Source organism: Saccharopolyspora tripterygii (genome assembly GCF_054778355.1).
Genome location: NZ_BAAGZP010000030.1, coordinates 1 through 9,294, shown reverse-complemented (window position 1 = coordinate 9,294; position 9,294 = coordinate 1). Strand labels below are relative to the sequence as shown.

Below are 9,294 nucleotides of genomic sequence, written 5' to 3'. Positions count from 1 at the left end.
ATCAAAGGAAACCGATGAGCAGCTCTGAGAAGCAGTACGTCGAGGCTCTGCGCTCGTCCCTGAAGGAGAACGATCGCCTGCGCAAGCAGAACCAGCAGCTCATCGCCGCTGCGGTGGAGCCCGTCGCGATCGTCGGGATGGGCTGCCGGTACCCCGGCGGCGTCTCGTCGCCGGAGGAGCTGTGGGAGCTGGTGTCCGAGGGGCGCGACGCCATCTCGGAGTTCCCCGCCGATCGCGGCTGGGACGTCGACGAGCTGGCCAGCGCCACCTTCCAGGGCGGTTTCCTCGCCGACGTCGCCGGTTTCGACGCCGGGTTCTTCGGCATCGCCCCGCGCGAGGCGGTGGCCATGGACCCGCAGCAGCGGCTGCTGCTGGAGGTCGCGTGGGAGGCGATCGAGCGGTCGGGCATCGACGCCACTTCGCTGCGCGCCAGCCGGACCGGGGTGTTCATGGGCACCACCGGCCAGGACTACAGCGAACTCCTGGCCGGGTCGAGCGAGGACATCGGCGTGTACTCCACGACGGCGTTCGCGGCGAGCGTGCTGTCGGGACGCATCTCCTACCTGCTGGGGCTGGAGGGCCCGGCGGTCACGGTCGACACCGCCTGCTCCTCGTCGCTGGTCGCGCTGCACAACGCGGTGCAGTCGCTGCGCGGCGGTGAGTGCTCGCTGGCTCTGGCGGGTGGCGTGGCGGTGATGTCGACGCCCAACGCGTTCAGCGCGTTCAGCTCGCAGAGCGGCTTGGCGCCCGACGGCCGGTGCAAGGCCTTCTCCGATTCGGCGGACGGGACCGGGTGGTCGGAGGGCGTCGGCGTCCTCGTGCTGGAACGACTCTCCGACGCCCAGCGCAACGGCCACGAGGTGCTGGCCGTGCTGCGGGGGTCCGCGATCAACTCCGACGGCGGGTCGAACGGGTTGACCGCGCCCAACGGCCCGTCGCAGCAGCGGGTGATCCGGACGGCTCTCGACAACGCCGATCTGGCCGCCGGCGACGTGGACGTGGTCGAGGCGCACGGCACGGGAACGACTTTGGGCGACCCGATCGAGGCCCAGGCGGTCCAGGCGACCTACGGCCAGGATCGCGAGGACCCCGTGCTGCTGGGGTCGATCAAGTCCAACATCGGCCACCCGCAGGGCGCCGCCGGTGTCGCGGGCGTCATCAAGATGGCGATGGCGCTGCGCCACGGCGTGCTGCCCCGGACGCTGCACGCCGAGAACCCGTCGTCCAACGTGGACTGGTCGTCCGGCGCGGTGGAGCTGCTGACCTCGTCCCGGCAGTGGCAGCGCGGTGAACGCCCGCGCCGGGCCGGGGTTTCGGCCTTCGGCGTCAGCGGCACGAACGCGCACGTGATCATCGAAGAAGCTCCGCTCGCGGAACCGGTCGAGGACGAGAACCGGGACTCCGAGCCGGCCGAGGTGCCGTGGGTGCTCTCGGGCAAGTCGGAGGCGGCGCTGGCCGCGCAGGTCGAGCGGTTCGACGCGTTCGTCGAGCGCAACCCGCACCTGGCACCGGTCGACATCGGTGGTGCCCTCGCCACCTCGCGGACGGCCCTGGACCACCGGGTGGTGCGGCTGGTTTCGCGCGACGGAGCGGCCGAGATCGCGCGGGGTGTCGCCGTCGAGCGGTCGCTGGGTGTGCTGTTCGCGGGTCAGGGTTCGCAGCGGCTCGGGATGGGTCGCGAGCTGCACAGCCGTTTCCCGGTGTTCGCCGAGGCTCTGGACGCGGCGCTGGCGCACCTGGATCCCGCGGTGCGCGAGGTGATGTGGGGCGAGGACGCGGAGGCGTTGAACCAGACCGGGTTCGCGCAGCCCGCGTTGTTCGCCTTCGAGGTGGCGTTGTTCCGGTTGGTGGAGTCGTTCGGCGTGAGGCCGGACTACTTGGCCGGGCATTCGATCGGGGAGATCGCGGCCGCGCACGTGGCCGGGGTGTTCTCGTTGGAGGACGCGTGCGCGCTGATCAGCGCGCGGGCTCGGCTGATGCAGGCGTTGCCCGCGGGCGGCGTGATGGTGGCGGTGCAGGCCGGTGAGGCGGAGGTGCTGCCGCACCTGACCGAGGGCGTCTCGATCGCTGCGGTGAACGGCCCGGCCTCGGTGGTGCTGGCCGGCGCCGAGGAGCCCGTCCTCGCCGTGGCCGCCCGGTGGAAGTCCACTCGCCTGAAGGTCTCGCACGCCTTCCACTCCCCGCTGATGGACCCGATGCTGGACGACTTCCGCGCCGCGATCAGCGGGTTGTCGTTGCACGACCCCGGCGTTCCGGTCGTGGTCGACGGCGACGTGACGTCGCGTGAGTTCTGGGTCCAGCACGTGCGGAACGCCGTGCGGTTCGCCGACAACGCGCGCTCGCTGGCCGAGAAAGGCGTGAACGCCTTCCTGGAACTCGGTCCCGACGGCGTTCTCACCGCGATGGCAGCCGAAACCATCCCGGAGGACGCGGTTCTCGTTGCCGCGCAGCGCAAGGACCGCGAGGCCGAGCCCGCGCTGATCGACGCGCTGGCCCGGCTGCACGTGACCGGCGGCGACGTCGACTGGGCGCAGTTCTTCGGCCCCGGCGCACGGCGGGTCGACCTGCCCACCTACGCCTTCCAGCACGAGCGCTACTGGCCGCGGCCCGCGACGTCGAAGGCTGACGTGCGGTCGGCCGGGCTGGAATCGCCGGGACACCCGCTGCTCGGCGCCGCCGCCGAACTCGCAGGCACCGACGGGTTCCTGCTCGCCGGCCGGCTGGCGCTGCGCACCCACACCTGGCTCGCCGAACACGTCGTCCACGGCCGAGTCCTGTTCCCCGGAACGGGATTCCTCGAAATCGCGATCCGCGCCGGTGACGAAGTGGGATGCGGCCACGTCGAAGAGCTGACGCTGTCGGCGCCCCTGGTGCTGCCCTCCCAGGGCGACGTCCAGGTGCAGGCGACCGTCGGTGCGGCCGACGAGTCCGGCCGCCGTCCGGTGGCGATCTTCTCCCGCCGCGCGGACGCGGGCGAGCGCGCCTGGACCCAGCACGCCAGCGGGGTGCTCGCCGTGACAGCGGCTCGGCCCGGCTTCGACCTGGCCGCGTGGCCTCCGGCCGGTGCCGAGGCCGTCGACGTGACCGACTGCTACGAGCGGTTCGCCGAGGTCGGATTCGACTACGGTCCCGTCTTCCGCGGCCTGCGCGCCGTGTGGCGCCGAGGTGATGAGGTGTTCGCCGAGGTCGAGCTGCCGGGAGACACCGCAGCCGACGACTTCGGCCTGCACCCGGCGCTGCTCGACGCCGGGATGCACGCCGCCGGTTTCGGCGACGTCGGCGCGCTCAGCAGGAGCGCGCTGCCGTTCTCGTGGCAGGGTGTCTCGCTGCACGCCTCCGGCGCTTCGGCGGTGCGGATGCGGCTGGCCCCGGGACCCGACGACACCACGGTGCTGTCCATCGGCGACGCGGCGGGAGCGCCGGTCGCCTCGGTCGACCGCCTGGTCACCCGGCAGATGCCCGCCGACCAGATCACCGAGGACTCGGCCACGCGCGACGCGCTCTTCCAGCTCGACTGGAGTCCGGTCGCCACCGCGGACGCGACCGACGAGACGTGGTCGGTGCTCGACGCACCGCACGACCTCACCGACGTCGACCCCGGCACGGTCGTGGTGCCCGTCGTCGGAGACGCCTCCGACGTCGTCGACTCGGTGCGCTCCACGACCGCGCGAGTGCTGCGCGTCCTGCAGGACTGGCTCGCGCAGGAGCGCTTCGCCGACTCCCGGCTGGTGTTCGCGACCCGCGGCGCGACCTCCGGCCACGACCTCACCGGCTCAGCGGTGTGGGGCCTGGTGCGCTCGGCGCAGACCGAGCACCCGGGCCGGTTCACGCTGGTGGACACCGAGCCCGGTGCCGAGGCGGACGCCGACGCGCTGCTGTCGCGTGCGCTGACCAGCGACGAGCCGCAACTGCTCATCCGCGACGGCGAGGTGCTCGCGCCGCGCGTCGCCCGGGCGAGGACATCGGGTGTGGGTGGGGAAGTTTTCATGAAAACTTCCCCACCCACCCGACATGCGTCAGAGGACGTCACCTGGGACGCCGACGGTACGGTGCTGATCACCGGCGGCACCGGCGGTCTCGGGGCCGTGCTCGCCCGGCACCTGGCCGGCGCGCACGGCGTGCGGGAGCTGCTGCTGGTCAGCCGCCGGGGCCCGGACGCCGACGGCGCCGCCGACCTGGTCGCCGACCTGGCCGAACGCGGTGCCACCGCGAGGATCGTGGCCTGCGACGTCACCGATCGCGCAGCGGTCGCCGCCCTTCTCGACCAGAACCCGGTGCGCGCCGTGGTGCACACCGCCGGAGTCGTCGACGACGGCGTGATCGAATCCCTGTCCGCCGAGGCCGTCGAGGCGGTGCTGGCCCCGAAGGTCGACGCCGCCTGGCACCTCCACGAACTCGCCGGGGATCTCGACGCGTTCGTCCTGTTCTCCTCCGCCGCAGCCACTTTCGGCGGCGCCGGGCAGGGCAACTACGCCGCGGGCAACGCCTTCCTCGACGCCCTGGCGCGGCACCGCCGCGAGCGCGGACTCCCGGCCGCGTCGCTGGGCTGGGGCGCGTGGGAGCAGTCCGTCGGCCTGACCAGCGCCCTCTCCGAAGCCGATGTGCAGCGGATCTCGCGGATGGGAGTGCAGGCGCTGCCGGTGGAGCAGGGCCTGGACCTGTTCGACGCGGCGCTGGGAACCGGACAGCCGCAGCTCCTCCCGGTGCAGCTGGACCTGCCGTCGCTGCGCGGTCGCGGTGAGGTCCCGCACCTGCTGCGCGGGCTGATCCGCACCCCCATCCGCCGAGTCACCGCGTCCTCCGGGAACGGCGCCGAGGCGCTCGTGGACCGCCTCGCCGCCTCCACTCCCGCCGAGCGCACCGAGCGGCTGGTGGAGCTCGTCCGCGACGAGGTCGCGGCGGTGCTCGGGCACGCCGGTGCCGGGGGAGTGGACGCCTCGCGGCCCTTCCAGGAACTGGGCTTCGACTCGCTCACCGCCGTGGAGCTGCGCAACCGGCTGACCGCGGCGACCGGACTGCGGCTCTCGGCGACCTCGGTGTTCGACTACCCGACGGTGACCCGGCTCGCCGAGCACCTGCGCGACGACCTGTTCGGCGCGGCCCTCGACGTTCGTCCGGTCGAACCCGTGCGGTCCCCGGACGACGACCCGATCGTGATCGTGGGCATGGCGTGCCGCTACCCGGGCGGGGTGTCCTCGCCGGAGGACCTGTGGCGGTTGGTGTCCGACGGGGTGGACGCGATCTCGGAGTTCCCGACCAATCGCGGCTGGGACCTGGATTCCCTGTTCGACGTCGACCCGGACAGCGCGGGCACCTCGTACTCGGCCTCGGGCGGATTCCTGCACGACGCGGGGGAGTTCGACGCCGACTTCTTCGCCATGTCGCCGCGCGAGGCGCTGGCCACCGACGTGCAGCAGCGGCTGGTGCTGCAGACCGCGTGGGAGGCGATCGAGCGAGCCGGGATCGACCCGGTGTCGTTGCAGGGAAGCCAGACCGGTGTGTTCGCCGGTGTGATGGTCAACGACTACGGCACCCTGCTCGACGGCGAGACCTTCGAGGGATACCAGGGGACCGGTACCGCGCAGAGCGTCCTGTCCGGTCGCGTGTCCTACACCCTGGGTTTTGAGGGGCCGGCGGTCACCGTGGACACGGCGTGCTCGTCGTCGCTGGTGTCGATGCACCTGGCGGCGCAGTCGCTGCGGCAGGGGGAGTGCTCCCTGGCGCTGGCCGGAGGTGTGACCGTGATGTCGACCCCGGCGTCGTTCGTGGTGTTCTCCCGCCAGCGCGGACTGGCCGCCGACGGCCGCTGCAAGTCCTACTCCGACACCGCCGACGGCGTCGGCTGGTCCGAGGGCGCCGGTCTGGTGGTGCTGGAACGGCTCTCGGACGCCCGTCGCAACGGCCATCAGGTGCTGGCGTTCTTGCGGGGTTCGGCGGTGAACTCCGACGGCGCGTCCAACGGCCTGACCGCGCCCAACGGTCCCGCGCAGCAGCGGGTGATCCGCCGCGCCCTGGCCGCAGCCGGTCTGTCCGCTTCGGACGTCGACGCGGTGGACGGCCACGGCACGGGAACGACTTTGGGTGACCCGATCGAGGCCCAAGCCCTGCTGGCGACCTACGGGCAGGACCGCGAGCGTCCGCTGCTGCTCGGCTCGATCAAGTCCAACCTCGGTCACACCCAGGCCGCCTCCGGAGTCGCCGGTGTGATCAAGATGGTCACCGCGATGCAGCGCGGCCTCGTGCCGCGAAGCCTGCACGCCGAGGTGCCCTCCACCCACGTGGACTGGGAATCCGGTGCCGTGGAGCTGCTGGACGCGCCGGTGGAGTGGCCGGAGACCGGGCGACCTCGCCGGGCGGGCGTGTCGTCCTTCGGCGTGAGCGGCACCAACGCGCACGTGATCCTGGAGCAGGGACCCGCTGTCGTCGACTCCGCAGCAGGACCGCTGGTGACGCCCGGGGTGGTGCCGTGGGTCGTGTCGGCGAGGTCCGCGGCCGCCCTGGACGCGCAGATCTCCCGGCTGCGCGAGTGGGACGCCGACGTCGCCGACGTCGGGTACTCGCTGGTGACCTCGCGATCGGTGTTCGACCACCGCGCCGTGCTGCTGGCCACCGACAGCGGCCCGGTGGAGGCGGCGCGGGGAGCGGCAAGCGAGCAGTCGGTCGCGGTCCTGTTCTCCGGTCAGGGTTCGCAGCGTCTGGGGATGGGTCGGGAGCTGTATGGCCGGTTCCCGGTGTTCGCGGAGGCGTTGGATGAGGTCCTGGGGTACCTGGATCCTTCGGTGCGCGAGGTGATGTGGGGTGCTGAGGCTGATGCGCTGAATGAGACCGGCATGGCCCAGCCTGCCTTGTTCGCTCTCGAGGTGGCGTTGTTCCGGTTGGTGGAGTCGTTCGGTGTGCGGCCGGATTTTGTGGCGGGGCATTCGATTGGTGAGATCGCGGCTGCGCATGTGGCTGGGGTGTTCTCGTTGGAGGACGCGTGCGTGTTGATCAGTGCGCGGGCGCGTTTGATGCAGGCGCTTCCGGCCGGTGGTGTGATGGTGGCGGTGCGGGCTGGTGAGTCCGAGGTCGTGCCGTATGTGACCGAGAGTGTGTCGGTCGCTGCGGTGAACGGACCGTCGTCGGTGGTGCTGGCCGGTGCGGAAGCCGCCGTGCTGGACGTGGTGTCGCGGTGGGAGTCGAAGCGCCTGGAGGTGTCGCACGCGTTCCACTCGTCGTTGATGGATCCGGTGCTGGAGGACTTCCGCCAGTCCATCAGCGGTCTGACGTTCCACACTCCCAGCGTCGCGATCGCGACCAGCGGTGATGTGAGCGACCCCGAGTTCTGGGTGCAGCACGTGCGCGAAACCGTGCGGTTCGCCGACTCCGTCGACCGGCTCGTCGACGCGGGTGCGACTGCCTTCCTGGAACTCGGCCCCGACGGCGTCCTCTCCGCGATGGCCGCCGAAACCGCGCCGGACGCCGCGGTGATCACCCCCGTCCTGCGCAAGGACCACGACGCGGAGACCACCTTCGTCACCGCCATGGCCCGGCTCCACGCGACCGGCGCGCACGTGCGCTGGGAACCGCTGTGGGAGGGCACGGGTGCCCGCCGGACCGACCTCCCGACCTACGCCTTCGAACGCCGCTGGTTCTGGCCCGATGCCCTCGGCAAGTCCGGGGACGTGCGCGGCGCCGGACTGGCTTCGGTGGACCACCCGCTGCTCGGTGCGGCGGCCGAACTCGCCGACTCCGACGGGTTCCTGCTCACCAGCCGGTTGTCGGTCCGGTCGCAGCCCTGGCTCGCCGACCACGTCGTGCAGGGCCAGGTTCTCGTGCCGGGCGCCGCCCTGGTGGAACTGGCGATCCGGGCCGCCGACGAGGCGGGGTGCGAGCGGGTCGAGGAGCTGACGCTGTCGGCTCCGCTGGTGCTGCCCGAGCAGGGCGCGCTGCAGCTGCAGCTGCGCGTCGGCCCGGAGGAGGCCACCGGACACCGCGCCATCACCGTGCACAGCAGGCCGGAGGACGACGCGGACCTGCCCTGGACCCAGCACGCGGTCGGTCTGCTCGGTCGCGAGGAGACGTCCCAGCCGTTCGACGCCGTCGCCTGGCCGCCGGCGGGTTCCGAGCCGCTGGAGCTGACCGGGTTCTACGAGCGCTTCGCCGAGGCCGGGTTCGACTACGGCCCGGTGTTCCAGGCGCTGCGCTCGGCGTGGCGGCTCGACGGCGAGGTGTTCGCCGAGGTGGTCCTGCCGGAGGGGACCGAGAGCAGCGGGTTCGGCCTGCACCCCGCGCTGCTGGACGCGAGCCTGCACGCTCTCGCGCTCGCCGGTCGGCGCGTGTCCGGCGGAGTCGTGCCGTTCTCCTGGCGGGGCCTCTCCCTGCACGCGGCGGGAGCCACCGAGCTGCGCGTGCGCTTGTCGGTCGCCGAGGACGGGACGATGTCCCTCGCGCTGGCCGACGCGAACGGTGCCCCGGTGGCGTCGGTCGAGTCCCTGGTCGTGCGCGAACTCACCCGAACCGACCTCGCCGACGCCCAGGGCACGCGCGATGCGCTGTTCGGCGTCGAATGGGTCCCGGTGTCCGCTGGGACCGATCTCGCCGAGCCGGAGTGCGCCGTTCTCGGGTCGAACCCGTGGGGGTTGCCCGGTTCCGCGCACGAGGACTTGGGCGCGGTCGAGTCCGAGGTCGTGCTGGTTCCCGTGGTCGGCGACGCCGATGTCGTGGGCTCGGCTCACGAATGCGCACGGCACGCGCTCGGTCTGGTGCAGGAGTGGTTGTCGGAACGGCGGTTTGATGGGTCGCGTTTGGTGTTCGTGACGCGGGGTGTGGTGTCGGGTGAGGATGTGGCTGCGGCTGCTGTGTGGGGTTTGGTGCGGTCGGCGCAGTCGGAGCACCCGGGTCGTTTCGGGCTGCTGGACCTGGACGCCGGAGAGGTCTCTCCCGCGGCACTGTCAACGGCTTCGGCGAGCGATGAGCCGCAGCTGTTGATCCGTGATGGTGAGGTTTTGGCTGCTCGGTTGGGGCGGGTGGCTTCGCAGGACGTGTCGGTGGAGTGGGACGTGGAGGGTTCGGTTCTGGTCACGGGTGGCACGGGTGGTTTGGGTGCTGTGGTGGCCCGGTATCTGGTGTTGGAGAAGGGTGTTCGTGATCTGGTTCTGGTGAGTCGGCGTGGTTTGGATGCTGTGGGCGCGGGTGAGCTGAAAGCTGAGCTGACGGGTTTCGGTGCTCGTGTGGATGTGGTGGCGTGTGATGTCGCTGATCGGGCTGCGGTGTCGGATGTGCTTGCGGGTCGGTGTGTTTCGGCTGTGGTGCACG

The 9,294-nt window shown here is 71.8% G+C and carries 1 protein-coding gene; it reads left to right on the top strand.

All coding sequences use genetic code 11. From position 1 onward, the window contains the following. Window positions 1-14: 14 nt before the first annotated feature. Window positions 15-9,294 (top strand): SDR family NAD(P)-dependent oxidoreductase (locus tag ACYVF3_RS23320; protein ID WP_461156394.1); only part of this gene is annotated, 9,280 nt, incomplete at its 3' end.